33 protein-coding genes and 3 pseudogenes are annotated in these 23,553 nt (G+C 39.8%); 8 read left to right on the top strand and 28 right to left on the bottom strand.

What is annotated here, in order from left to right:
* Positions 1 to 18: 18 nt before the first annotated feature.
* The gene (locus tag JCM10519_RS05170; protein WP_054738195.1) at positions 19 to 642 is read right to left on the bottom strand and encodes a single-stranded DNA-binding protein; all 624 of its coding nucleotides are present in this window, start codon (positions 640 to 642) and stop codon (positions 19 to 21) included.
* 432 nt (positions 643 to 1,074) lie between these two features.
* On the opposite strand from JCM10519_RS05170, the gene JCM10519_RS26660 reads away from it, so the two are divergent.
* Both JCM10519_RS26660 and JCM10519_RS05160 read left to right on the top strand, forming a co-directional pair.
* Positions 1,075 to 1,290 (top strand): hypothetical protein, encoded by a 216-nt coding sequence (locus JCM10519_RS26660; protein ID WP_347843186.1) that lies wholly within the window; start codon positions 1,075 to 1,077, stop codon positions 1,288 to 1,290.
* Between the two features lie 232 nt (positions 1,291 to 1,522).
* Positions 1,523 to 1,834, top strand: coding sequence for a hypothetical protein (locus JCM10519_RS05160; protein ID WP_347843185.1), 312 nt, complete (start codon positions 1,523 to 1,525; stop codon positions 1,832 to 1,834).
* A gap of 91 nt (positions 1,835 to 1,925) precedes the next feature.
* Here JCM10519_RS05160 and JCM10519_RS05155 read toward each other — a convergent pair whose 3' ends face one another.
* The 12 genes from JCM10519_RS05155 to JCM10519_RS05100 form a co-directional block, all read right to left on the bottom strand.
* Positions 1,926 to 3,443, bottom strand: a complete 1,518-nt coding sequence (locus JCM10519_RS05155) for a HAMP domain-containing methyl-accepting chemotaxis protein (protein WP_347843184.1) — start codon at positions 3,441 to 3,443, stop codon at positions 1,926 to 1,928.
* Between the two features lie 203 nt (positions 3,444 to 3,646).
* A complete protein-coding gene (locus tag JCM10519_RS05150; RefSeq protein WP_054738160.1) occupies positions 3,647 to 4,060 on the bottom strand; it encodes a hypothetical protein in 414 nt (137 codons plus the stop codon).
* Between the two features lie 354 nt (positions 4,061 to 4,414).
* Positions 4,415 to 4,816, bottom strand: a complete 402-nt coding sequence (locus tag JCM10519_RS05145) for a hypothetical protein (protein ID WP_347843183.1) — start codon at positions 4,814 to 4,816, stop codon at positions 4,415 to 4,417.
* Between the two features lie 52 nt (positions 4,817 to 4,868).
* Entirely contained in the window at positions 4,869 to 5,213 is a 345-nt protein-coding gene (locus tag JCM10519_RS05140; protein ID WP_347843182.1) for a hypothetical protein, read from the bottom strand.
* 99 nt (positions 5,214 to 5,312) lie between these two features.
* A complete protein-coding gene (locus JCM10519_RS05135) occupies positions 5,313 to 5,735 on the bottom strand; it encodes a hypothetical protein (RefSeq protein WP_054738157.1) in 423 nt (140 codons plus the stop codon).
* Positions 5,736 to 5,787: 52 nt separating this feature from the next.
* On the bottom strand, positions 5,788 to 6,321 hold the full coding sequence (locus JCM10519_RS05130) for a hypothetical protein (RefSeq protein ID WP_054738156.1): 534 nt from the start codon (positions 6,319 to 6,321) through the stop codon (positions 5,788 to 5,790).
* Positions 6,321 to 6,665 (bottom strand): hypothetical protein, encoded by a 345-nt coding sequence (locus JCM10519_RS05125; protein WP_054738155.1) that lies wholly within the window; start codon positions 6,663 to 6,665, stop codon positions 6,321 to 6,323. The genes JCM10519_RS05130 and JCM10519_RS05125 overlap by 1 nt, the downstream gene beginning before the upstream one ends.
* A 20-nt stretch (positions 6,666 to 6,685) precedes the next feature.
* Positions 6,686 to 7,630, bottom strand: coding sequence for an alpha-xenorhabdolysin family binary toxin subunit A (locus JCM10519_RS05120; protein ID WP_054738154.1), 945 nt, complete (start codon positions 7,628 to 7,630; stop codon positions 6,686 to 6,688).
* A gap of 228 nt (positions 7,631 to 7,858) precedes the next feature.
* Entirely contained in the window at positions 7,859 to 7,999 is a 141-nt protein-coding gene (locus JCM10519_RS26655) for a LuxR C-terminal-related transcriptional regulator (RefSeq protein ID WP_347843181.1), read from the bottom strand.
* A gap of 38 nt (positions 8,000 to 8,037) precedes the next feature.
* Positions 8,038 to 8,832 carry a hypothetical protein gene (locus JCM10519_RS26650; protein ID WP_347843180.1) on the bottom strand — a complete coding sequence of 265 codons (795 nt, stop codon included), beginning with the start codon at positions 8,830 to 8,832 and terminating at the stop codon, positions 8,038 to 8,040.
* Positions 8,833 to 9,313: 481 nt separating this feature from the next.
* Entirely contained in the window at positions 9,314 to 10,291 is a 978-nt protein-coding gene (locus tag JCM10519_RS05110; RefSeq protein ID WP_347843179.1) for an AAA family ATPase, read from the bottom strand.
* A gap of 415 nt (positions 10,292 to 10,706) precedes the next feature.
* Positions 10,707 to 11,015, bottom strand: a complete 309-nt coding sequence (locus JCM10519_RS05100) for a ferritin family protein (protein WP_054738150.1) — start codon at positions 11,013 to 11,015, stop codon at positions 10,707 to 10,709.
* 533 nt (positions 11,016 to 11,548) lie between these two features.
* On the opposite strand from JCM10519_RS05100, the gene JCM10519_RS05090 reads away from it, so the two are divergent.
* Both JCM10519_RS05090 and JCM10519_RS05085 read left to right on the top strand, forming a co-directional pair.
* A complete protein-coding gene (locus JCM10519_RS05090; RefSeq protein ID WP_054738148.1) occupies positions 11,549 to 11,806 on the top strand; it encodes a peptidoglycan-binding protein in 258 nt (85 codons plus the stop codon).
* A 320-nt stretch (positions 11,807 to 12,126) separates the two neighbouring features.
* Positions 12,127 to 12,447, top strand: coding sequence for an N-acetylmuramidase domain-containing protein (locus JCM10519_RS05085; protein WP_054738147.1), 321 nt, complete (start codon positions 12,127 to 12,129; stop codon positions 12,445 to 12,447).
* A gap of 165 nt (positions 12,448 to 12,612) precedes the next feature.
* Here JCM10519_RS05085 and JCM10519_RS05080 read toward each other — a convergent pair whose 3' ends face one another.
* The 13 genes and pseudogenes from JCM10519_RS05080 to hypB all read right to left on the bottom strand — a co-directional run bounded on the left by JCM10519_RS05080 (position 12,613) and on the right by hypB (position 20,679).
* A complete protein-coding gene (locus JCM10519_RS05080; protein ID WP_054738146.1) occupies positions 12,613 to 12,939 on the bottom strand; it encodes a hypothetical protein in 327 nt (108 codons plus the stop codon).
* Entirely contained in the window at positions 12,936 to 13,169 is a 234-nt protein-coding gene (locus JCM10519_RS05075; RefSeq protein WP_054738145.1) for a hypothetical protein, read from the bottom strand. Before JCM10519_RS05075 ends, JCM10519_RS05080 begins: the two co-directional genes overlap by 4 nt.
* Positions 13,170 to 13,477: 308 nt before the next feature.
* Complete coding sequence (locus JCM10519_RS26645; RefSeq protein WP_347843178.1) at positions 13,478 to 13,636, bottom strand: hypothetical protein; 159 nt, start codon at positions 13,634 to 13,636, stop codon at positions 13,478 to 13,480.
* A 3-nt stretch (positions 13,637 to 13,639) separates the two neighbouring features.
* Positions 13,640 to 14,086, bottom strand: coding sequence for a GNAT family N-acetyltransferase (locus tag JCM10519_RS05070; protein WP_054738144.1), 447 nt, complete (start codon positions 14,084 to 14,086; stop codon positions 13,640 to 13,642).
* Between the two features lie 123 nt (positions 14,087 to 14,209).
* Complete coding sequence (locus JCM10519_RS26640; RefSeq protein ID WP_347843177.1) at positions 14,210 to 14,755, bottom strand: YitT family protein; 546 nt, start codon at positions 14,753 to 14,755, stop codon at positions 14,210 to 14,212.
* 65 nt (positions 14,756 to 14,820) lie between these two features.
* Entirely contained in the window at positions 14,821 to 14,985 is a 165-nt protein-coding gene (locus JCM10519_RS26635) for a YitT family protein (RefSeq protein WP_347843176.1), read from the bottom strand.
* Positions 14,933 to 15,070, bottom strand: a complete 138-nt coding sequence (locus JCM10519_RS26630; RefSeq protein WP_347843231.1) for a hypothetical protein — start codon at positions 15,068 to 15,070, stop codon at positions 14,933 to 14,935. The genes JCM10519_RS26635 and JCM10519_RS26630 overlap by 53 nt, the downstream gene beginning before the upstream one ends.
* Before the next feature lie 222 nt (positions 15,071 to 15,292).
* Entirely contained in the window at positions 15,293 to 15,577 is a 285-nt protein-coding gene (locus JCM10519_RS05060) for a hypothetical protein (protein ID WP_054738143.1), read from the bottom strand.
* Positions 15,578 to 15,595: 18 nt separating this feature from the next.
* Positions 15,596 to 16,654, bottom strand: coding sequence for a DUF5692 family protein (locus JCM10519_RS05055; RefSeq protein ID WP_054738142.1), 1,059 nt, complete (start codon positions 16,652 to 16,654; stop codon positions 15,596 to 15,598).
* 35 nt (positions 16,655 to 16,689) lie between these two features.
* Positions 16,690 to 16,824 carry a hypothetical protein gene (locus JCM10519_RS05050; protein ID WP_347843175.1) on the bottom strand — a complete coding sequence of 45 codons (135 nt, stop codon included), beginning with the start codon at positions 16,822 to 16,824 and terminating at the stop codon, positions 16,690 to 16,692.
* A gap of 59 nt (positions 16,825 to 16,883) precedes the next feature.
* Positions 16,884 to 17,225 (bottom strand): hydrogenase/urease maturation nickel metallochaperone HypA, encoded by a 342-nt coding sequence (locus tag JCM10519_RS05045; RefSeq protein ID WP_054738140.1) that lies wholly within the window; start codon positions 17,223 to 17,225, stop codon positions 16,884 to 16,886.
* Positions 17,226 to 17,245: 20 nt separating this feature from the next.
* A pseudogene (locus JCM10519_RS05040) lies at positions 17,246 to 19,900 on the bottom strand (FAD-dependent oxidoreductase).
* 109 nt (positions 19,901 to 20,009) lie between these two features.
* A pseudogene (gene hypB / locus JCM10519_RS05035) lies at positions 20,010 to 20,679 on the bottom strand (hydrogenase nickel incorporation protein HypB).
* Between the two features lie 317 nt (positions 20,680 to 20,996).
* Between hypB and JCM10519_RS26625 the strand changes: the two are divergent.
* Both JCM10519_RS26625 and JCM10519_RS05030 read left to right on the top strand, forming a co-directional pair.
* Entirely contained in the window at positions 20,997 to 21,221 is a 225-nt protein-coding gene (locus JCM10519_RS26625) for a winged helix-turn-helix domain-containing protein (RefSeq protein ID WP_347843174.1), read from the top strand.
* Positions 21,188 to 21,700 carry an FCD domain-containing protein gene (locus tag JCM10519_RS05030; protein ID WP_347843173.1) on the top strand — a complete coding sequence of 171 codons (513 nt, stop codon included), beginning with the start codon at positions 21,188 to 21,190 and terminating at the stop codon, positions 21,698 to 21,700. Before JCM10519_RS26625 ends, JCM10519_RS05030 begins: the two co-directional genes overlap by 34 nt.
* Positions 21,701 to 21,841: 141 nt before the next feature.
* On the opposite strand, the gene JCM10519_RS26620 is transcribed toward JCM10519_RS05030, so the two are convergent.
* Together JCM10519_RS26620 and JCM10519_RS26615 are read right to left on the bottom strand one after the other, a co-directional pair.
* Positions 21,842 to 22,132 (bottom strand): nitroreductase family protein, encoded by a 291-nt coding sequence (locus JCM10519_RS26620; protein ID WP_347843172.1) that lies wholly within the window; start codon positions 22,130 to 22,132, stop codon positions 21,842 to 21,844.
* Positions 22,133 to 22,262: 130 nt separating this feature from the next.
* Positions 22,263 to 22,616, bottom strand: a pseudogene (locus JCM10519_RS26615) (4Fe-4S dicluster domain-containing protein); the annotation flags it as partial.
* A gap of 256 nt (positions 22,617 to 22,872) precedes the next feature.
* Between JCM10519_RS26615 and JCM10519_RS05020 the strand changes: the two are divergent.
* Both JCM10519_RS05020 and JCM10519_RS05015 read left to right on the top strand, forming a co-directional pair.
* On the top strand, positions 22,873 to 23,088 hold the full coding sequence (locus JCM10519_RS05020; protein ID WP_054738139.1) for a TetR family transcriptional regulator: 216 nt from the start codon (positions 22,873 to 22,875) through the stop codon (positions 23,086 to 23,088).
* Complete coding sequence (locus tag JCM10519_RS05015) at positions 23,075 to 23,461, top strand: hypothetical protein (protein ID WP_347843171.1); 387 nt, start codon at positions 23,075 to 23,077, stop codon at positions 23,459 to 23,461. The genes JCM10519_RS05020 and JCM10519_RS05015 overlap by 14 nt, the downstream gene beginning before the upstream one ends.
* Positions 23,462 to 23,553 lie beyond the last annotated feature (92 nt).

The raw sequence follows: 23,553 nt of genomic DNA, 5'->3' as shown, positions 1-23,553 counted from the left end.
TTTCTGTCCCATACAAAATCACGATTCCAGTTTCATGATTGATACTTCATAAGCCATTCTTGTTTCACGTTCCGTATTATCCAGTATCTTAACATATTCCCTGCTTTGCAAACGACCGACCAGTTTGAGTTTTTTCCCCACATCGAAACCGGAAACCCAACGTGCCGCTCCGTCCCAGGCTATGCAGGGAATATAATCTGCTTTACTGCCACGGTTGACTGCCAAAAGTATATTGGTAATTGCACTCCCCATGGGAGTCCTTCGGAAAACAGGCTTTTTGCACAAATACCCCTCTAAATAAAGCCAGTTTTCACTTCTGGCCTCCGTCATCTTTTCACATTCCGGAACGATGCCGATCTTTTCAGCAAATATAGATAACAGCTGCTGGCAATCTCCGTCCCCATACCGTTCATAAATACGCAGCTGCCCGGTAATATCTGCCATTGCATCAATATAATTCATCTGAAAGTCCAAAAGATTTCCTGAAACCATTACCGGAATGATGTCCTCCTTACCGCTAAGCCTTTTTACAGCTACATACATCATATATCCGCCCTCCAGAAACATCTCCTCATTAAAAATGAAGCCTGATGTGATTCTCCCACATATATGTACCTGATTTAAATCATATTTTTGTTTCATAAATCTCCCTGCTTTTCCTTTTCCTGTACCTGTATGGGCGCAGTCCTGCATAAGATATTTCAATCTGTCTGCCCCATTCTTTGGCTGACAAACCGGATTTGGAAATTACTTTCTCTTGGAGCTGCTTGGACAGGCCCGGCTGATGTTCCGTTATCCATCACCCCATTATATTTTGTATTCTTGGATAAGGTAATATTTCCAAAAAGGCAAGAATGGAATGAACATTATAATATAATTTTCGATATATTTTGACAAATATTATATCACACAATAATTTTTGTCCACCCCCTCATTTTGTGGTATATTATATAAATACATGTAATTCGTTTTATAAATATTGAAAATGGTTCATTGCTTTTTAAAATCGCTGCATGATTTTCAAATCGATTACTCACAAAAAAACCAAAGATATATAAGGAAGTTTTAGAAATAATGAGAAATTATCAAAAATCATTGCTTGATCTCACTCAGATCACCATACTGCTTATTGATCATGAACCACAAATATTTTTCGGCGTAGAAAGCACCTGCAGGAAGCAGCAAAGAAGCTCATCAGACTGCAATCCTGAGAATGATTCAGGCTGGTGCAAAGCCAGGACCCCAGAGTGGCAGCGGCAATCTCTTTATTATCAACATGTGCCACCATAACCTTGTTACTTGCAAATAACTTTTCTGTCATCTCACTTGCAGAATCTTGTCTTAATCTTTCACTATACCAATCTTTGAGGTATTCCCATTTTCTATCATATTCCATATGATTAACATAAAAACAGGTATTATGGGTACAAAAGAAAGATGTCAACATTTTGCCGTTAAAAAGGGGGGTGTTGTCCCCCCTTTCTGATTATCCGAATCAAGCATGATGGGAAAGGAGAAGAAAATGAATGGAGTTATTAATAAAGATATAGATATTATCGATTCTGAATTGGATATAAGTGGAATATCAACCGGAACTATACACCTGTATCATAATGCAAAACTGAACCTGTATGGAATTCATAAAGGAGATATTATCATTGATCCTGAATGCTCGCTGAACATTTATGGCATCTTTAATGGAAATATTATCAATCATGGAGAAATACAAATAACAGGAATTGTTGATGCCCCTGTCCTGGAAGGACATAACATTAAAGTCAGCAAGGGCTCCATTATCAATGATATCCATTATCTATCTGAGAAAATTTTATAACAAATGAAATATATATCTCAAAAGACAAAAACGAGCCCTAATCAGGACTCGTTTTTGAATTATCCAACATCTAAAACCAATAGGATCACAGTTACATTATCTCAAACCTTCCAATCAGTCCCTTTAAAACCTGTGCCTGGCCAGAAAGTTCCTGGCTTGTTGCCGCAGACTCTTCAGCTGTTGCAGAATTGGTCTGCACTACGGCAGAAATCTGCTCTACTCCGGTAGTTACCTGAGCAACTGCTTCTGACTGCTCCTCGGAGCTTACAGCAATCTCCCGAATCTTATCGGATACGCCTTCTGACTTTGTGACAACTGAATTTAACGATTCTGCTGTTTCAGCTGCAACCCTGGTTCCATTCTTAATCGCCTCCAGGGCATTTCCAATCAATGCAGTTGTATTTTTTGCTGCTTCCGCAGATTTTCCAGCCAAATTCCGAACCTCATCTGCCACGACTGCAAAGCCTTTTCCTGCATCCCCTGCACGGGCTGCCTCAACAGCAGCGTTCAAAGCCAGGATATTAGTCTGAAATGCAATATCATCAATCGTTTTAATGATTCTGCCAATTTCATTGGAAGTATTAGTAATTTCATTCATTGCATCCATCATCACCTTCATATGACGGTTACTTTCTACAATATCCGTTACGGCATCCCCTGACAACCGGTCTGCTTCAGATGCATAAGCCGCATTCTGTTTTACTTTTTCCGAAATTTCCGTAATAGAAGCAAACAGTTCCTGGACAGCACTGGCCTGTTCCGTAGCCCCCTGTGACAAGAACTGGGCACTGCTTGATACCTGATCCGAAGCTGATGCCACCTGTTCGGACACCTGATTAATATCAGACAGAGTTCCGCTTAAATTCCTGTTAATGGACTGCATTGCATGAAGGATCTTTTCAAATGTACCTACATATTTCTCCTGTGCCTGGGATACAATGCGAAAATTACCATCCCCCATTTCTCCCAGCATATAGTCAATATCATTGATGATAGACTTCAGATTATCTGCCATATATGTAAACGTATGGGCAAGCATTCCAATCTCATCTTCGGACCTGGATTCTACCTGTATATCCAAATCTCCCTTTGCAATGGAGTCCGCAGCTGTAAGAATCTTCTGGATCGGATTAATCATATGGCGGACTAATACTACCGTAATGGCAATGACTGCCGCAAGTGCGGCAACGGTCACCAGAACCAGAACCAGCGTCAGTGAATTCACTTCTTTCTTTAAATCGCTTTCTTCCAGGGACGTCTGGGACCACCAAATCCTGTCTCCTGCCTTTACCGGATAGAAAAACCTTATATTCTGTTTTCCGTCAGCACCTGTTAAAGAAGCAGTAAACTCCTTTCCGCCAGCAAATCCTTCCCGAATCTTCTGGCGGTCTTTTTCCTTTGGAAGGCGGTTTACTACGTCCGTGCCAACGTTCTCTGCTTTGCGGCTGTCATAAACAATCGTTTCATTATTACTGGAAATATTGGCAAACATGGTTTTATACTGGGGATCATCCGTTTTAATTTTAGAAAATTTCCCCACATCAATGTCAGAAACGACCACGCCCATCACTTGTCCCTCATACATAATCGGGCACGCTGCTGTCACCATTGTGACACCCTGATCGAAATAAGGATCGGTAAATACCAGACGCTTTGCGGAAGCTGCCAGCTTATAAAAGTCTTCATTTCCATAACTGTTGTATTCACCGTAAGACTGTACGGTATTGTTAACGGCATCCTGGTCATTTACATACAGCGTATAGTCACGGACACTTTTATCAAACGCACCTGATTCAAAAAGAACTCCTAGGCCTACCAGTCATCGGAATTCCCAACAGCACTCCATGCCGTATGAGATAGATAGCTTTCTATCTCTGCGCAGGTTTCCGATAAATAGCCATCATACAGTATACTTTTTCTATTATCACCTGCCTCCAGCTGGCTGACCTTGATTTCCCCATACATGGACTGTAAATATGCCTGCAAATCCAATGCCGCCGAGGAAGCAGTATCCAGAATCGCCTGAACCTCCAGACTGTTAGACCGTGCAATACTGTTAAAATTACTGGATACAGCAATACCCACCGCCGTGCTTGCCGAATTGATGGAAATCAAACTCTGCAGAACAAGGACCAATGTTACAATGACACCGATCACACTGGCCGTTTTACTGGCTAATTTCATTTTACTAACCGAGAATTTTTTCATTTTATCATTATGCTCCATTCCTCCAACACAGATTATAGGATATAATCTGCATCTTCCAGTTTCTTTTGTAATTATAATTTTACTACTTGATCTTTTCAAAATCTTACCACATTATAGGGTATTTTGTTGCTATATTTCTCTTGAATGGAAAAGAGCGTAATAACATGAAAACGTATGAAATGAAGCTTTTTCTACATACTTTCATTGGACCAGAAAATAAAATCATTTCCAAAAGCACTCAAAATACTGTTGCAAAGTCAAAACCTCAGAGTAATAGCGGTCAATGTCTTTATTCTTAACACAGTCCTCCATAACATTGATACTTGCTGATAACTTCTCTATCATCTCATTTACAGAATCTGCAAAAAAACTTCATTCCATTGAGAATGATAACGAGATTTTTTTTACATTGGTATATTCATATATGACCTTTTCGTACTGGCTCTTATATTTATCATACTCATTCATTAATGAGTTCAAACTGTCCTGAAGCCGGCTCCGCTCTTCCATATCCTTCACATTAACAATGATATTTCCAATATATGTTACGCCTTTCACTGCGACAGAATACGCCGCTTTCATTGCCTCTACCTGTGCATCAGGCTTTTGCTCTGAGAATTTTGTAAGACTTGTAAATTCTTCGGCACTGGGCAAGGATTTCATAAAATTATCAAAGGAATTTTGCGGATCCAGGAACTTGTCAATCTTATCATCATACTTTTGAATCCTGGCTTTCAGGGCATTAATAGGAACTATATAAACATCCTTGATCACACACGCCATATCCTCGATCTGCCTGCCGCGTATCTGTAAGGCCTTTTCGATCTTACCATAGAAAAAAAGCTCCTGAAGTCAAGTCCTCGCGAAAGTTCTTTTCAAGATCATTGCGGTAATTTTGAATTTTTTTCAGCATATCAGCAAGTGCATTGTTGAAATTTTTACCTTCGGAAACAAATCTGGAAGTGAACGTTTTTAATGCATCTTTATATTCAGCCAGTTGTGCAGGGTCGGCAGTATTTTGAATAAGATTTTTCACTTCTAAAAATTCATCGGGATCAGAGTATTCTTTTATCGCCCTGAACCGGGGCGGGAAATTCGAGTATAAAGTTCCGGTAAGTGCTATGTAAATGCCGGCTGAGTAAGTTCTGTAATTGGAAGCGGAAGCAAACAAATCCTCCATGGATTCAGAGCAGGAAGAAAGGTCTGCTGCCCACATTTTTGTATATTCATCTTCAAGTTTCGCACGGTCAAACGCCATTTTAATTCCTCCTCAACGGATATATTTTTCGGACATTTGTAAAAAGGTTTGTGACACTTTCTCAGATAACAGCCATGACTCTTTTGACTGTTTCAGCGCCCCGGATAATATTCGGACAGATTCGGCATTTTCAGCGTTTAAGAATGTATCTTTTGCAGAAATGATTTTTGTCTGAACATCGTTATAGTATGTACCGATATGCCCTAAATAGATGACCATATGATTTAATGCAGGTTTCGGAAGGCATTTGGAAGTTATCTTTGCCGAATGCAGCATTGCTAAAATACCATTGTATTGATTAGACAAAGCCCCCATAAACTGAACAAACCCGTCATTCTTAAAAATGTCAGCTAACTGTTCAATATGGGGTGGAATATAATCAATTTTAGACGGCAGATCGTTATGAAAGAAATCGTTGAAAACTTTATATTCCATTTCAATACTTTTTGCTGTTTCACCAAGATCAGCTGCTATTTCGGACCATTTGTTAAAAAAAGTCGGTTAAGAGCTTTATATCTCTCCCACATTTTTCAAACAATTCTGTCACTTTACCATATTTATGCCCGGAGTTAACAATATCGTCTAATTGCAGAGAAATGCTGTCAGCCTCTGCAATATACCATTCTGTCAACTCGTCGATCCTGGTACACAATCCTTTCATCCTCCTGCATAAAACAAAATATTGGCTGGAACCGTTAAAAATTTCGTGTACGCATTGTTCTAAATTCCGGTGAAGTTCCATTGCCTTATTCCGCTTTCCAGAATCAAATGGACCTCCTACCATTCCGATAAAACGGCGGGAACCCAAAAAGAAAGGATCAGTCAAATGTCTTAGTTCCTGTGCATAGCAAGTGAACTTTGCCATTTCTGCAAAATCATCTTCTGTAATTGTAAATAACGAATTTGTATTAAGTACTGTTGAACCTGCTGTATCGTTGGGCTGCAGGGATAAATTCCTGGCAAATGTTATGACACTGGCAGGCACAGCAAAATCCAGGACTGTTTCAAGCATTGTATCCATTATTTCGCTCCGTTCGTTTTAGGGCGGTTGTTAAAAATGATGCGGGCATCATCAAATAAGCCAACCAGCTCTCTTGTAATGTCACCGCACTCTTTCCAATTGTCTTTTGCAAGTTTAACTTCAGTAAGAAGAGTTTTTACATAGCTTACATATTGGGGATCAGATATATTGTTAATGTGCTGCAAAGCACTGCTGATATCTTTAACAATACTATCCCATACCGTATTAATATGCTGTACTCCAATAACAGCCGCCGCTATGGCAGTCTTGAAATCAATCAGACAGCTCTCCAGTTTATTAATGCCGCCAATTACTCTGTTTATTGCGTTTAACTGTTTTTGCAAAGGGGCAAGTTCATCTTTTTTTAAGATTTTTCTTTTTTTCTCACTTCCTCAGCTTTTGCGCCGAAAACTCCGCCTGTCACCGCCCAGGAAATAATACCCACAGGAGGGAAAATCATACCGGCCGCTCCTGTAAAAGCAAGACCGACGTATTGGTCATACTGATCCTGCAAATCGGAAATTTCTTTATTAAGGTTTGTGACTTTTGTATTCAACTCAGCCTGTTCTGTAGTTAAGTGCATATCTGATATCTTAGCAACCCGTGCCGATACGCTGACACTGATTTCCTTTTCAAGAGTCTCCTTAAATGCAGCAAGACGACAGTACAAACTAATTGAAGATTGCTTATGCTTTTCTGTATTTGTTTTCCAGTTTTCCAGCATTTCAGTACCGCAATCCACAATATCTTTGCCATCCTTGTCGACAAAACCATTGACTTTTAAATATTTACTCAAATCTTCCAAAACATCCGTTACTTCCTCTGCCTGGGATACAAACTCACGTGCATAAATATTGAGTTCATTGCCAAGATTCTTTATTGATTGTTCCAAATCTGCCCACAAAGCGGCATGTGCACGAATAGGTGTACCGAAAGCAACCTGATTTTCAGGATCCAAAAACTTGTGACTATCCTCTTTGAAGAAATCATCTCCGCTTTTATATCCAAGGTACTCTTCGGCAGCTGTTTTGTCTTTTGGCATATTCAAAGCGGTATCCACATACAGAAAAATATTTTGCAAATCATCGGAAGAAACCAAAAGGCCTTTGTTTCCCTCAACGGAACTGTTTGAAAGTTCTGCTTTTGCACCGGCTTTCATGATAATATCTGTTACAACATCAGTTTTTGGGTTTCCTCCCATAAGATTTACCAGCGCTGCCCCGACCTGGCCAAATGGGGGCGGCGGGCAAGCCTTAACTGCTTTTGCTATGGAACTTAATAAAGTATCAGGTGTTGTTTTCACTTCCATAATTTTATTCTCCTTTTATTTTTTCGACTTCCGGACTTCAACCCAGTATTTCTCTTCGTTCTGGTCTTTTCCTTGTGATATTTGCTCCATTATATCTGCTTCCTTTAATTTGTTCATACCTCATTCTGTTGTATTTTTCAGAAAAATATTGGCATCGTATTATTATAAAAAAATTAGCGATCATCCATACAAACATGAATGATCGCTTCCCGTCCCAGTTACAAACCATTAAATATCTATTGATTTTAATTCAGCCTTTGAATGAATGTCCAGCTTGGAATAAACATTTTTAAGAATGGTCCTGACAGTAGATTCTGATATATGTAACTCCTCACCAATCTCCCTTGCACTCCATCGTTTTTTTCGCAAACCTGGCAACCTCCCTCTCCCTCGGCGTCAAAGGGGATTTATCTTTGATTACTGCATTTTTTTATCTTATTCACTCCCTGTTCCTGCCGGCTGCAAAGTGTTTCCAGTGCATGAACGTTAGCTGCAAATTCTTTCTTTAATGAAGAATGCCTTAGGAACAGTTCCGCTAAAACCTCCTTCATATGAGGAAATTGGGTAAAAGGAATATATATCTGATCCGGTAATGCCAGAGAAAGTGACCGTTCCAGGTGACTGTGAGCCTTTACAGGATTTCCATTCCTGCGCTCTACGACAGCAAGAAAAATCAGGTAATAAACCTGCGGCATAATGTAATGATCCTGTTCAGCAGCAGCCATGACCGGCTCCCATATACCATAAAAGATCTTATCCTGCTTATTCATTACCAGCAGATAGGAATAACAAATTTGAGCATAAGGAATCGTAGGAGCATATAAGGTTCTTTTTAAACTCTCAATATCAAAAAAACACTTGGCAATATCATCTGTTACTCCAAGGGTAAGGTTAATAACCGCCAGGCCTAAATCCACCATCCGCAAAATGCTCAGGTCAGATTCCGTCTTGGCATATCCTTTTATATTATTTATGGTTGTAAAATATCCGTTCACATCTCCCCTTAGGATAGCAATTCTGGCGAGAACCACTTCAACACAGAGGCAAATTGCTGTCTGTTTCCAATTACGGGCTTCATAAAGCGCTTTATAACATAAAACCTCAGCCTGGTCATCCTTTCCCTGCATAAACAGCATTTCTGCCCATAAAGCATGGCCGGCTCCGGCTCCATGTCCATTGGTCAATTTAATATAATAATTCAACCCCTTCTTCATATCAGAAAGGGATGTTTTTAATTTTCCGGATTCCCGCCAAAACATATATAATATTGATATTCCTCCAAAAGTCCACGGCATTTTGTTAATAATAATACTGCTGGGACCACCCAGTATCTCCAAAGCAACTTTTCGCTTTTCTGTTCTTTTTTCTGGATTTTGCTCTGCAAAAGACAGCAAAAGTAAAAATTCTCCCCTTAACTCCTCCAATTTATTTTGTTCAATTCCAAAGGGATTATGTTCAATTGTGTAAGAAATTGCATGACATAATTTGGAGTAAATTTCAATTTTATTTTCTAAAAGCATTGGATAAGCCAGGACCAAAAGAATAAAGGGGTGCTTACAAAGTATTTCCTCCGAACATTCATAAACAAACGCATAAATAAATTCATTAATGTTCATTTCCTTATGATTGATCAGATATTCCCCATTCACCGGCAGAGATAAAATCGCATCAAAGTCCTTGACCTTATAGAAGAACTGGGCCGCAGTATAATACCGTGAAACCGCAGCACAAGCATTCCCTGCCAGGCGAAAAACAGTATCCCGGTATTTTGGGGGTTTGCTGTGATAAAAAAAGTTTTTGCAGATATTCCTGGAAAATACTGTGTATCATATAAACACTTTCAACGGGATCATATCTTATAAAGTCATTTGATTTAAGAAGCCGCTCAATTTCATCAGGTAATGTATTTCTTCCCATCATAATCGCCGCCTGACAGGTATCAAAACGGTCCAGAATAGAAACAGATAATAGAAATGTCTTTTCCTCTGAATTCAATCGATTCCATATTGCATGCTCTACCAATCGCTCGATATCAACCGTATAATCAAAGGTCCCATTCCTCTTATAATTCAGAATTTGAAGACAAATTGCCGATATCCAGCCTCCTGTAAACGAAAACACCTTTTCCAACACTTCCTCTGTCAGGTATATTCCATCCATTCGAAACAGTATGTCAATACTTTCTTTCTCAAAATAAAAAGCAGAAACATCAATTTTATATATTTCTGCCCGATGTATGGTCAGCCGCTGTTTTACCTCAATCGGCTGTGTAATGAATATAAAATGCAGATTAGGATTTCCATGAATTGAAAAAACGCTTATTAACTCATGGAAAATATCACAAGAGATTAATTGGCAATTATCGATGACCAGATAAGTTTCTTCATGACAGTGAATGTTCTTAAGAATTGACCCCATATAAAGTAATGTATCAATGGCAGGCATCTCCAGTTTTTCCATACAACAAGCCGTTTCATGATCCACCTTATCCAGCAATCCACAAATACCCTTCCATGACATACTCCCAGATTCTCCCAGACAAGTATAACTATATACACGGATATCCTGAGCATTTCTTTCCTTTAAGTACTCCCTGACTGCAGTAGTTTTACCAAATCCGGGAGGCGCCTCTACCAAAGTGAGAGGGTATGATGACATCATTTTTAACTGTTTTTTTAATTTTTCTGAAAAATAATATGTTTTTTTTCAAGAATGTTTTTTTTATTCATAATTTTACCCAATGCTGCATTATCATCAACAGAAATTTAAATCCAATAAATTCTAAATATTTTATACGATTCTTAATTATTTTAACACGAACAAATGGCCTATTGCCCATATTTTCCTGGCATTTCTTCCATATTTATTCACAAAATATACAGGATATGGAATTCATTTAATTAATTATATTATATATTCTTTTATGCATGTACCGCATTATGAGGTATTTTTTATCAAAAAAGATGCCGTACCCTTGATACGACATCCATTGTCTGTTTTATGATTCTGTTTTCCGACAGTTCCCACCGATTTCCCGGCAGCATTAATTGGTCATTATTGTGCTTCCTTTAACCGCTCACTTACCAGACAGCTTTTCTATCTCCTCTTCAACCTCTCCGGCACCTTCAAGATAAAGCGTCTCTTCATCAGGAGCAAGTTCTTTTAGAAGCCTAAGGAACTCTCCAGCATGAACCCGTTCCTCATCTGCAATATCCTCCAATACCGAGATTGCCAGCTTATTATCTGTTGATTCAGCCAATTGCATATAAAGCTGTATCGCCTCATATTCTGCAGCAATCATAAAACGTATAGACCGGATCAGCTCCGCATCTGTCAGTTTCCGTTCCCTTGCACACCCTGAAAATGGTTGTCCAAACTCTGGCATATTATTTTTTCTCTCTTTCCGTCTAGAAGCTTTTCTTCTGCTTTCATGAAAAACAGAGATGATCCCTTTTCCCAGACTTCTTTTTTTTAATAATACTATACTTTTTTTTAATATACATACCGTATTTTGAGGTATTTTAATAAATTGAATCTGCTATACCCAAGGCAGGGTCCTGATCCTGGGTATTCATCTTTATTCCTCATAGCAAATAAATGGAATTACTTCATCTATCTGTTCAAAAAAATCCATTTTCAGTTCAAGAAGTTTCCGCCTTCCACCTTCACGTTCATTCTACTATTGACATTCTCAGCCATCTGTAATTTACTGGTGTCTGGGAATAGGCCACGATCCGAGGGGGGACAGGAGTATGCCAGAATCTATTTTTATCCACTTTCACTTTCCAATTCGTTTCTGGCTTTCTATAACAGTGAATCATTTCTTTGAATTGAAGTTCCTTGTTTACAAACAGCTGAAAATCTTCTTTCTATTTATTGAATTTGCAAATTCAACAAATAAGAAAAGGAGATATTATTATGGCAGATTATGATAACTCAAGATATACCTATGCCCAGGTGCTTGCAGGCACTGGCTATTACATGAAGGATGACAAGCTCCGTTACAGTGCAGGTGTAAAAACCATGCAGACGAAATTAAATTCCGCAGGACATAATTGCGGCACTCCTGATGGCAAATTCGGCAATAATAGTGATACCGCAGTAAGAAGCTTTCAGAGAGCCAAAGGCCTTACTGTAGATGGTAAAGCCGGAAAAAAACACCCTTATTGCACTTGATAAAGCAGCAGGCGGCGGTTCCGGCGGTGGTTCCGGCGCCAGTACAGCAGCGAAAAACCTGAAGAAGAAATTCGGATCTATCATTCTTCATTTGCATCGAAATATTCCATTGATGAGGACGTTTTAGGCGGATTTATCCTGACAGAATCGTCTGGATCAGGCTTTACCGACGGAAAGCTATTGATCCGGTTTGAAAACCATATTTTCTTAAAAAAATGTTTCCAATGCTTCCTCAACCTTTAAGGTGGAAAATAAGGTACATTATTACTACAAAAACGGCAAATGGAATCAGACTCATACCGGAAAACAGGCCAGTGAATATGAAGCCTTTAACCTGGCAAAAAAACATCAGTGAGTATTATGCATATTATTCTATCAGCATGGGACTCCCCCAGATTATGGGCTTTAACTATAAAGTTACCGGTTATGACTCTCCAGCAGCCATGTTTAAGGATTTCAGCATCAGTGAGGACAAGCAGATGACAGGGTTCTGCACCTTTGTTGCAAAATACGACAACGGCTCATTATTAAAAGCCTGCCAGTCACGTGATTTTACTAATATGGGGAAAATTTACAATGGAGACGGTAACACCTATGGGCCTAAGTTAAAGAAAAATGCGGCCGATTATGCAAAAGCATAATTATCATAAAGCATAACAAAAGCGGCCCCAGGTGATTTTAACATGCACCTGGGGCCGTTTTTATGAATAAATCAAAAGTGATGAATGATTACTTATTTTCCAGATATTTACATATGTTATCAATGTTTATATCTTTTTCATCCATATTTTCGGTTATGTCATCTATTAAATCCTCTGCCAGATGAAATTCCTTTTTATCCGCCAGGAAAATTCTGGCTCTGGGACGAGGAACCATGCTTGAGGACCAGCACCTGTAATGTAGTTAATGATGACGATTACATCCTTTAAATTGTCATGATTCACATCGCGAAATCCTACAGACTCCACACTGTCAAAAAGACCTGCATAAGTATCAGTTCTGTTATTTTCACCATAATAAGGGAATGAATATACGACCTTATTGTCCTTCATCAGATAAAATGAAACATCTTCAAAATCAGCACCAGCTTCCGGTGCATATGAAATAAACCTTACATTTCCCCATTCATTCAATTCAACCTCAAAGGATTGATCTGGTATGATTCGTTTTTTCGTCCAGAGATATCTCTGATTGAGAACTTTTCTTTTTCCTCATTCGTTTCATTGGATGATTCAACTTTTATCTGACCCTCTTCTGTAGTTACAGTGTCCGGATTCAACTGGTCACCTTTTGTTTTCTGGCAGCCTGCTAATAAGCATCCGCACAGCAGTGCCGCTGCTAATAGAATCACCTTTTTTTTCATGTTACAACCCCCTAATTATTTTTTATATGTCTGCATTCATTTGGTAATACAAATTCACTAAAGTAACTTGCCTCTTCCATAATATCTTTGCAGTTTTCTTGCAATGGTTGTTTTTCCACTCCCAGAATTACCCCTTAGTATGATAATCTTTGGATTTATATTCATATGACTTCCACCTCTGGATTCCGATTTTTTGATTATACCAAAAACTGGAAGAAAAATATATCATAAGTTCTGTCAGAAGTTCTGCCATGTGCCGATCTTGCACTTTGCCCCCAATCATACTGCCAGGTACTTATTCAATCCCCTTAGTAATCCTTATCCTTCATCACTTCTTCCATGATAAAATTCAGTTCCATATCTTTTCCATGAAATTCAAGTGCATCCTGCATACAGTTTCTCACAAGCCAGGCAATCAGTACATAGGATCCTGTTATAATGGAATTTCCCGTTGTCCATTCACCCATACTTTATTTTATAATATTTTTTTTATTCATAAACACAAGGTTTGAATCAGTTTCATATCCATTTTTATTGTAGAATCCTTCAGTCCTTGGATCTCTCAAAGTGAGTAAGTTAATTCTTTCTACCCCTCTTCTTTTCACATCCTGTTGAACCAAAGACAGCATCTGGGTTCCCAGTCCCATTCTACTAAAATCTACAGAAATCACAAAATCCTGTATATGGAATTCTTTAACCCCTAAATAGGAGGTTATGTATCCCATTAAAAATCCAACTATATTTCCATCTTGACGGGCTTCATATCCCAGAGCCATGGGATTTTGAAGATAATCGTTTATCCTCATACCAGCCATGCCCAATGTCCACTTTTCATTCCAGGGTTTCATACGAAAAGACTTTACATATAGTTCTAAGATTTCTTCTGAAACATTTCCTTGAATAATTTTTAATTCCATAATAAATCTCCTCTCATTGTAAAATCAATATAAATTATACCCGAAAGGTATCAGGAAAACTTTCTAACTTCTTAACCTGGCAATTAACAGCTTTTTGACCGTTTGACTGTCTTGCTTTTAAAATTATAAATATTTTTTTCCTATACTAAATCCTCTGCCTCTTACCTCATTAACATGGCTAATAATAACAAAGGCCTCCTCGTCTATTTCATGAATCAGCTTTTCAAACTTAGATAAATCATTATTAGAAATAACAGTTAGTAAAACATCCATCTCTCGTTCCAGATATCCTGATTTACCATGCAAAAGTGTAACTCCTCTGTCAAATCTCGAAATTATTGCATCTTTTATCTCCGAAGATTTGACACTTATTACTTTTATCTGTATTTTATTTGTACCAAGTATAAGAAGTTTATCTAAAACGATGGAATAAATCATAACTAAAATGATGCCATAAAGGATTTTATTTTTATCACTAAATGTTACCTGTAGTGCAAGTATGATACAGTCGCCTACGTATAAACTGACAGATACCGGAATATGCATATACTTGTGCAAAATTAAAGGTGGTATACTCATACCTCCAGTACTTGCACCAACTCTGATAACAAGAGCAATAGCACTTCCTATACAAACACCTCCAAATATTGTACATAAAAAAAATATCATCTGTAATTACAAAATTTGCGAACAATGTCTGCAATACTTCCAAACATAACGGAAAGAATAATGTACTAATTAGCGTAGTTAATGCGAACTTTTTTTCCCAAAACGAACAATCCGACAAGAAACATAATTACATTAAAAGCTAATACAATACTTGATATAGGTAATTTTGTATAATGATTAAGGGCAATTGCAATCCCTGTAGTTCCCCCGGTAATCAAACCTGAAGGCATAATAAAAAAACACAATTCCTACTGCATAAATAAAATTCCCTAACATGATCGTTAAAATTTCCAGCACTAATCTTCCTTTTTTCATATACTAACCTCCAAAAAAACACGTTTGCTAAGATTTTCCCTAGCAAACGTGGATCAACTTATGCCTAATATCTAAAAATATATTTTTATAATGATAACATATGCCCTTTAAAAACTCAATACCAATCGTATATAAACTGGAGTAATTTTATCTTCACTCATACTTCTCACTCTCTTCTATGCAAATTGGATCATTTACCAACCAAACTTTTCCGCCATATCATTAAATATTTTTTTCACCTCTCATCATCCCATAGTCTTTCATATTAATAACCTCAACAGGAACATCCGGATATTTTTTTACTATCGTATCCTTCATATATCCTACCTGAGGTCCAAGCAAAATTACGTCACTGCCCGGAGCTGCCGACTGCAAGCTATGAACAGAATAGGCATCGCACTCTGTCCCTGCATAGCCTTTCTTTTCTGATGCAGCGATAATTTTCTTGCATAACATACTGCTTGACATACCGCCAGCACAGGCAAGTGTTATTTTAAGCTTTTTCATATTTCTTCTCCCTTAAATTTACTCTGCCAAAGCCTTAATCTCCTGATACTTCTTATGATCCGTATATAATTCTCCGGTATATGGATTTCTCTTTGTCTTATACATTCTGTGAATCATATAGACAAATACTCCGATATTTACAAGAAGAGCAAGTAAACTCATAACAAATAATAAAGTAGTATCCGGTGATACACCTGCTACCGGCTGGATTCCTGTTCCGGTCAATACCGTATACCCGTCAGGGGAAAGGATTCCTTCCCGTATTGCTGCTTCTGCAATTGCCTTACTGGATCCGGAATGCACCAGAAAACGGCTGGCATCCTGAAATGCCGGAAATGTCTGGGCAAACATACACCATAGGGCCAGTGTCTGGGCACGATGCTGCAGCCATGCTCCCTTACCAATTGTAAATGCACAGATCGTGGGGGCCAGTAAAAGTGCAAATCCACAATACCATGCGTGAGTGGGAAGGCAGTTATAGGTATAAGCAAAATTCCAAAAATCATAGGCGATAATCCAGAACCACATCATATCAGGCCAAAGCATATCCTGGCTTTTATCCTTACTGGTCTTCTTTCGAATACAGATTCCAAACCAGCCTGTAATGGTCACAATATTTAAAAGACCTGCAATCCCGTTCATGACATTCCATGGACCGCCGATATAGTACTGAACCTGATTGTTCATATACTCCATAACCGGTGTCACGTACTGGCTTACTTCAAAATCCCGGAAACAGGCTTCCAGGATATTTACAGCCAGAATTAACGGCGGGAAACATAACGCAATTTTATTATTCTGCAGCTTTTTGATATGACGGATACACCAAAAACCAATACAGCCCGCCGTAGAAGAGTAAACCTTTGCCAGATGAAACCAGTCCATATAAGAAGTATCCTTTAACTTTGTCAGCCATAAAACTGTTAAAACTACCGGAAGCACAACAAAGCAGCCAAACCCCACCCATTTAAAACGGCGGCTTAATTCATTTGCAGCAAACAACGATAAGAACACCCCAAGCCATACCAGTAACACCAATATTGTAGGAACACTTTCTGAAAAAACAAACATACCCATTCCTCCTATTTAACACGGTTCCATTGCCTTTATATTTAATTCTTCCCCCGCTGCCAGGTAAGTGGATTCTCTCCCGCAATGGGGGCAAATCTTTTTATATTCCAGTGTGGAATAAGTGTGGAATATGTCATTCTGCAGTCATCACAGATTGTCACTGCATCAACGGCCACATTTCCTCCTATCACCACCTTACGTCCAGGAAATGTTATAGCTTCATCGTTGGAATGCTTTAGTTGCACACGATTTCCTTAATTATCATGTCATCTCCCTCCAGGATTTCCATATCCTTGCTGCCGCAGTCAGGGCAATTTAAATCACTGTAAACAGCATTAAATACCCTGCCGCAGCCTTTACATTTAACAATACCGGGAATGACGATAAGCTCCAGCTCTGTTTTTTCCATAAAAGTCTTATAGGAGGCAGCGGGCCAGCTTTGCTCTAAATATCTGGGCACGATACCGGAAAGCTCGCCAACTTCAATGACAAGCTTGTAGACCTCTGTTACGTTCTGCTCCTTTACGATACGCTCAATGGTGTGGACCATAGAGTTTAATACACCAAGCTCATGCATTATTCCCTCTCCTTTTTTCGTCAGCTTCTTCTGCCAACGCTTTCTTTGAGGACAGTTGCGGCAATCTTTCCGGTACGTACAATTGCGTTGGTTGCAATCTTCACAGGAAGTTTTTCATAGGTATTGGGAACCGTGTCATAGGTGCGCTCAAGATGAATTGCATCAAATTTACATTTGGTCGTACACATGCCGCATCCAATGCACATATAACTGTCGATTTCTACTGCACCGCAGCCAAGGCAGCGTTCCGTCTCTTTCTTTAACTGTTCCTCGGTAAAGGTCATTCGTTCATCATAGAAGCTGCCTTTTTTTCTCAGGAGAATGTCCTGGTCTCTGGCGGGGAGTCCTATCAAAATCCTGTAAATCGATAGCAACGTTATTTTTATCAAAAGCATGGTATTCCCGGCGGTCACGGCCAAATACAAGAGACTGTCCCGGCTGTACATAACGGTGAATAGAAATTGCACCTTCTTTTCCGGCTGCTATGGCATGGATTGCAAATTGGGGTCCTGTAAAACAGTCACCGCCGACAAAAATGTCCGGTTCCGAAGTCTGTAAGGTCAGGCTGTCAGCTTTGGCAGTACCTCCGCGTCCAAGCTCAACCTTGCTTTCTGAGAGAAGTCCGCCCCACTCAATGGACTGACCAATGGAAAGCAGTACGGTATCAGCTTCCACAGTGATCGTATCATTTTCTTCGTACTTTGGAGCGAAACGATGGTCTTCATCGAATACACTGATGCAGCGCTTAAATTCTACACCGGTCACCTTTCCATCTTCTGTCAGGATGCGCTTAGGGCCCCAGCCATTATGAAAGGAAACTTTATCTTCCTCAGCCTCTGCAATCTCCTCCGGTAATGCCGGCATTTCACTGATACTTTCCAGGCAGTAAAGATTAACAGCAGCAGCCCCCTGCCTTACCCCTGTACGGGCCACATCAATTGCTACATTTCCGCCGCCGATCACAACTACATTACCGGAAAGCTCTGCCTTTTTTTCCAAGATTTACATTACGAAGGAAATCAACGCCGGAAATAACACCCTTAGCTTCTTCCCCTTCAATGCCAAGCTTCTGCCACCCTGTGCGCCTATTGCCAGATAGAAGGCTTCGTAACCTTCTTTCCGAAGTTCATTAAGAGTAATATCTTTTCCGACTTCAATTCCGGTTTTAAAGGTAACACCCATTTCACGCAGAACGTCTATTTCAGCATTAAGAACCTCCTTTTCCAGGCGGAAGGAGGGAATACCAAGGGTAAGCATACCACCAAGTTTTTCTTCCTTTTCAAATACTGTTACCTGATAACCATCAATTGCCAGGTAATATGCACAGGAAAGACCGGACGGACCGGAGCCGACCACTGCGATTTTATTTCCAAGGTGGTAACGCATGGGCGGGATATAGCGGATCGAACCATCCAGCTCTTTATCCGCAATAAATTTTTTTGATTTCGTCAATGGAAACCGGCTCATCAATATCTCCGCGGGTACATTCGCTTTCGCAGCCATGAGGACAGATCCGTCCGCAGACAGCAGGGAAAGGATTTTCTTTCTTTATCAGCTCTAATGCTTCATGGTAACGGCCGGAAGCAGCAAGCTTTATGTAACCCTGTACGGAAATATGAGCCGGACAGGCAGTTTTACAAGGAGATGTACCTTCTTCTGTAACATCTTTACGGTTCTCGCGGTAATCCACATTCCAGTTGCTTTCTTTCCAGACATGGTCACGTGCGGTAGGTTCTGCCTTTATGGCAACAGGTGTTTTGGAACAGAGCTTTTGGCCAAGTTTCAAAGCATTAACAGGACAATTTTCCACACACTGTCCGCAGGCTACGCAGTTTTCCTTATTTACCTTGGCAGTGAAATTGGAACGTATGGAATCCGGAGTATTAAAAAGTGTGGCAAGACGCAGGGAGAAGCAGGAGCAGCCACAACAGTTGCAGATTGCCGCTGATTCACCAAGTCCGTCGGTATGGGCGATTTCATGCATCAGGCCGTTATTTTCTGCAAATTTAATAATTTCTTTTGCTTCTTCCGTGAAATCTGGCGGCCTCTGCCTGTTCTTATATAATATTCGGCACCTTCGCCCATCTGGATACAGATGTCTTTTTCCAGATGGCCGCAGCCTTCATCCAGTACACGGCGTGACTGGCGGCAGGAGCAGTCAGATACCGTGAACGTATCATATTTATCCAGGTAATAGGAGAGACGTTCCCAGGGTTTTGTACCGGGGATATCCTTGATGGACTCTTCTACAGGAATGACACGCATCATTGCCATGCCTTGAGGGAATTTTGCTGCCATAGGCGCAAGACGCAGTCTGGTGTATTCTTCAAAAGCTTTACCGATTTCAGGATGTTCGTTAAGCTGTTCACGGTTATTTACCATCATTTCCAACATACCGGGGGCAAATATATTTACAAAAAACCGTTCTTTATGATCCTCCTTATCCTTCCATACTTTGGCGACTCCTGTGTAGGTCAGCTGCTCTAAGAGGTCCCTTGTCTCTTTTTTTTACTCTTTCCGGAACGCTTAGCGATATACTCGAAGGTACGGGGTTTACGCAGCCCTATGATCATAGCAATATCAGCCATGTCATCTGTTACAACACAGTTTAGAGCGTAGTATTCGGGAGAATTTTCATCGATTTTGTTCATGGCTCCGGCAATACCGCCTACCATTTTTGCCAATCTTACAATTTTAGGTCTTAATTCACTCATAATTTCCTTTCCTGCACTTGTTTGCGCATTTGAAGTTTATGAATACCTTTTTATGCTGGTTATACTCTTGTTATTCACACCAGGATTTTACTTCATTGCTTAACCAGTCGGTCCATTCCTTAATTCCTTCATCTTTCAGAGCACTGATGGGAATGATAATAGCGTTGGGATTACGAAGTCTAATATTTGCTTTGCATTTTTCCATATCAAAATTAAAATACGGTATTACATCCATCTTGTTTATCAGTACCACATCGCAAATAGAGAACATCAGCGGATATTTAAGAGGTTTGTCGTCTCCTTCCGGTACGGAGAGGATCATAGCATTTTTTTACTGCGCCGGTATCAAATTCTGCAGGACAGACCAGGTTGCCTACATTCTCTAATATTACAAGGTCAAGACCGTCTGTATCAAGACCCTCTAATCCCTGGCGGGTCATTTCCGCATCCAGATGGCACATGCCGCCGGTATGCAGCTGGATGGCTTTTGCACCAGTTTGCTGAATGGTACGGGCATCCACGTCAGAATCAATATCCGCTTCCATAACACCAATATTAAAGTCGTTCTTTAGGGCATGAATCGTACGGGTCAGGGTAGTGGTTTTACCGGCACCGGGACTGGACATCAGATTAAGAAGAAAGACCTTCTTACCCTTTAATTCTTCACGAAGCTTTCCAGCTTGTATGTTGTTGTCAGCAAAGACACTTGTTTTTATCTCAAGAACTTTAAAATCTTCCATGTGTCGCGCTCCTTTCTTCTCATTCTCTTTTCTGTCATCTGTTGGCTTAAAACTCACTTTTTGGCATTTTCCTTTTCTTCAAAGGTCTTTTAACCATCAAAATGCAGGAATATTTTCCATCAGTGCTCTGGTTCAGCCAGGTGAACAGTTTAGTTTATTTTTTAACAATATTATTATAAGATATTCTATGGATACTGGCAATATTGCAAAAAAATAATTGTCATTATCACATATTTATTTGTTGAATTTTTGTGAGAATGTATGATAAAATGGTATTGATTTCTGGTATGGCCAGAGCCAGAATAAGGGGGGAGAAAATGGAATTTCAGAAACTTAGCGCTTTGAGCTTAAAAGAAATGTTTATTTGTCAGATTCGAGACATGATTTTATCAGGGCATATCCCGGTTGGAAGCAAATTACCTCCTGAAAGGGAGATTGCGAGACAGATGCAGGTCAGCCGTGCAGTGGTTAACAGTGGGTTTGCAGAACTTGAAAAACAGGGTTTTTTTTGGAAGTACATCCAAGGCAGGGGGTTTTTGTAGCAGATTACGGCAGGAACGGAAATATCAATACCTTAAATGCCATTATGGAATATCACGGAGATACACTTGGACAAGCAGAAATTTACTCAATCCTTGAAGTTCGCCGGGCATTGGAACATCTGGCAACGGATTCGATTATAAAAAATTCATCGAATGAGGATATTCTTGGATTGGAAGGATTATTAGAGGAAGTTGCAAATGCAAATTCTATTGAAGAGACGGTCTCAGCCACCTTCTCTTTTCATCACAAACTTTCCGTTATCAGCGGAAACAGTATTATACCTTTAATTTACATATCTTTTAAACCTGTTGTAACACAGCTTTGGAAGCGTTTTTGTCTGCGTTACGGAAAAGAGGCACTATACGATAGCGTACTTGGTTTATATAAATGCATCAAAGCGCGTGATGCAGAGGCGGCAAGAAAGTGTACTGATAAACAGCTGGATGAGGCCTTGGAAGGTGGACGGCAGATATATTAGGTGATGATAAAGCATGACAACTCTCATTTTTCGATGTCTGATTTAATAGAGATAAAAGCTGCCAACAATAAAACCACCAGCAATACTCCATATACGGCTCCAATTCCCATCCGCTGTTGTACAGATAAGCCCTGTATTTCTTTATAAATATCGGACGACCGCCGCATCTTTTTGTGCGGTGCGGCGATAATTTACGTCTGAATAACCAAGCACCAGTGTTGTAACGACCCGGTCTTTATGTGTCAGCTGCAGCGCCTTTTGCAGCTTTCTAGAAAGGTTTACGGCCATGCTAAAAAGCCCGCTGTAAAGGACTCCCAGACCATGGGCCTGAGCCATTAATTCCATGTTGGAGGCGGCAAGGGAAGCATTGATCTCGCTTTTCGACAGAATCATAATGACGACCGGTGCTTTTTTTAAAGAAAAAGTGATCATCAATCACTGCATTTTTTATGCTGGGATTCACCAGCTTTACTAGCGGCAGAAGTCTTCTAAATAAACGTACCGCTATTTTTTCATAACTTTCCATGTTATCCCTTAGCACGATATAGGATACATCCTGCGCATTCTTTCCGGTTGGCGTCCAGCGTCCGGTTTCTAGGATCTGCGTGATTACCTCGGGCGCCACCGGCTGATTCTTAAACTGCCGAATCGTTCTTCTTGTTTGAATTGCGCTTAGAAGCTGTTTCGGATTTAAAATCGTTGGATTTTCGATCTCAATTGGAGGTTCGTCAAAACCTGTGATAGAAACAGCGGCTTTTGGGCAGACTGCAACGCAATGTCCGCACTTCATGCAGCTTTGCGACTTGATTACCGCTTTCTTGTCTGTAATCGAAATATTGTTTTCAGGACAATCCCGCTGGCACATACTGCACCCGATACACTTCTTAAAATCTACTGAAATTATATGTTCTCTCATAACATAGACCTACCTTTCCTTTGTTTCAACCAATTAGTCTAGCAGATATTCGCAATCCGCTCCGCTGCTTGATGAGGTTAAACTGATTCCGCTTCATTTTTGAGCTTAAATCGTCCAGTCAGTTCTCGCAGAATTTTTGCACCTGTCTAAATTTTTATTTTAGTCTATAATATAGTCATAAGGAATACAAGTGACAGAATCGTGAGGAAGTCGAGATTTAGACAGATTTGAAAAAAATGTCAAAGGAGATTATCAAATGAAATATGATTTATCTAAAAAATTAACTATTGGCGCCGCCCGGACTCTCATTTCTTTGCAGAAAGCAATGTTGACCTTGCTTGCTGTAAAGTCTTTCGAGGAAATTGCAGTTCAGGAGCTTTGTGAAAAAGCAATGCTGCCGCGAGCCACCTTTTATAATTATTTCGATGATAAATATGATCTGCTGGGATACTGTTTTTTTGACCGTTCATAAGCAAATTGACAGCGGTTATCAAGAAGCAGGTAATTGTCAGAAACGATTGAACACACTGATGGAAAACTTTATTGATTTCTTTGACCAAAATATTGGGACCGTCCAGCGTATTTTGAAAAATAACCATCCAAATCAATACTTTATCAACCAAATTCATTTTTATCTCATTACAAATATGATGGCAGCTTCTAAAAGCAGTCCGAATACGCACCAATTCAAAATACCCCAGGAGATGGCTGCAAAGCTATACAGTGAGTCAGTATTGATTATATTGGAATGGAAATATCTCCATAAAAAGGAGTGCTCAAAGGCACAGGCGAAAGAATATTTGCGAATGATGGTAAGCGGAATCGACGTGAACAGGGCAGGTTAGTTTCCCATAAGCAGACCACAGGAGGGTTGTTTCCTGAAACACCTATGTCCTTTTAAAGCAGGCGGTTAAGCGGGCCGGTCAATCTGTTATAT

The organism is Clostridium sp. NkU-1, from assembly GCA_001312405.1.
This window is presented reverse-complemented; position numbering and strand designations above follow the sequence as displayed.